The sequence below is a fragment of the Dietzia sp. DQ11-71 genome (assembly GCF_014144995.1).
Taxonomy (GTDB): domain Bacteria; phylum Actinomycetota; class Actinomycetes; order Mycobacteriales; family Mycobacteriaceae; genus Dietzia; species Dietzia kunjamensis.
Map to the genome: position 1 here is coordinate 1 of NZ_JAALDT010000386.1, position 1617 is coordinate 1617.

The window sequence follows — 1617 nt, forward strand, 5'->3', positions numbered from 1 at the left end:
TGGCCGGCGCGGGATCGGTCGCGTTCTCACTCATGGACGCCATCGTCACAGATCATCGCCCCGAGGGGAATCGGGAAGTACCCGGATATCCACGGCCACGCTCGCCGGCGAGACACCCCCCTCCCGCAATCCGGCGACCAGGTCCCGGGAGATGGCGTCCTTGACCGACCGCGCACCGTGACTGCCCACGACGAAGCGGACGGTGGCGAGGATCCCGTCCTCCTGCAGCGAGACGAACACCTGCGGCCCGAACTCCCGGACATCGACCGCGTACATGCGGCTCATCTGCTGCATGCTCGCCATCGCCTCGTCGCTCAGCTCCCTCGTGTGCCGGTCCGCGCAGGCGTGGAACACCGTGTCGACACGTCGGAGATCCACGTCGAACGGCAGCTTGAGCGACAGTTCCTCCCAGAGGAAGGGGAACCCGCGGGTGTAGTTGTAGACCGCCTCGTCGAAGATGACGCCGTTCGACACCGTGACCACCCGGCCGGTGAACTGACGGCTCGGTACCCAGTTGCCGGTCTCCGCGCCGGCCATCGACGACGGGGATCCCATCTCCATGACGGTCGTGCGCAGGAAACCGAGCGACATCACATCGCCCCGGACCCCACCCACGGCGATCCGGTCGCCGACCGCGAACACCCGCCCCCGGAGGATGACGAAGTAGCCCGCCAGACTCGCGATCACCTTCTGCAACGCGAACGCCAGGCCCGCGGTGACGAGTCCGACCCCCACGGTCAGGTCGGTTCCCGGGGTCACCCAGATGGAGAAGAGCGCCAGCACGGCCACGACGGCGGTGAACAGCTGCAGACTCTGCTTCGTCCAGAACCTCGACGCGGACCCGGCGGGCCCGGTGATCGCCTGCATCACCGCCCGCGAGATCGACGTGAACAGCGACAGCAGCACGAACAGCAGGATGCTGAGGAGCACCTTGAGAACGGTCCGCCCGCTGACCCCGACCAGCGTCACCCCGAAGAGCCGCAGCTGTTCGTCGGAGCCCAGGAAACCCATGACGGTGTCGACCATCCCGCCATCCTCCCTCCCCGGCGGCCTCGGGGTCGGAAATCAGGGTCGGACCCCGATGTGCCGCGGACTCCCGCCGAGCACGATGGGGTCATGTCCAGAACGAGCACCCCCGACCTCCCGTCAGAGCTCCGCTCCCTGTGGCGGACCCGTCCCGTCCGGACCCCGGACGATTCCAGGATCGCCGGCGTCTGCGGCGGCTTCGGTCGGCGCTACGGCGTCGACCCGGTCCTCTTCCGCGTCGCGTTCGTCGTCGCCGCACTGTGGGGTGGGGCGGGCGTGTTCCTGTACGCCCTGATGTGGCTGCTCCTGCGCTCCGCCGGCGACGAGGTCTCCTCCGGGGAGGCGCTCCTGGGGAAGGGCCGGGCGTCGGGCTCCAAGGTCACCGCGGTGGTCCTCGTCGTCGTCGTCCTCCTGTCCGCCCCCACCTTCGGCGGTTCCGGGGAGACCCTCCTCCTCGGCGCCGGGTTCCTCATGGTCGCGGCGATGCTCGCCGGCTGGTACGGCCTGCACCGGCGCACCCCCGAACCGCCCGCCGGGTGGGCGGAGGTCTCCGCGGTGCGGCCCTCCGCCGCTCGCGGACCCGACGCGTCG

2 protein-coding genes are annotated in these 1617 nt (G+C 70.0%); one reads left to right on the forward strand and one right to left on the reverse strand.

Going from position 1 to position 1617, the window contains the following annotated elements; genetic code table 11:
- Positions 1–45: 45 nt before the first annotated feature.
- Positions 46–1026, reverse strand: a complete 981-nt coding sequence (locus G6023_RS13060; RefSeq protein WP_119192262.1) for a mechanosensitive ion channel domain-containing protein — start codon at positions 1024–1026, stop codon at positions 46–48.
- A 90-nt stretch (positions 1027–1116) separates the two neighbouring features.
- Here G6023_RS13060 and G6023_RS13065 point away from each other — a divergent pair.
- Positions 1117–1617: PspC domain-containing protein (locus G6023_RS13065; protein ID WP_156776252.1), on the forward strand; the 501-nt coding region annotated here is incomplete at its 3' end.

Coding starts and splice junctions, on each gene's coding strand:
- G6023_RS13060 (WP_119192262.1), bottom strand. CDS start 1,026: ATGGTCGACACCGTCATGGGTTTCCTGGGCTCCGACGAACAGCTGCGG.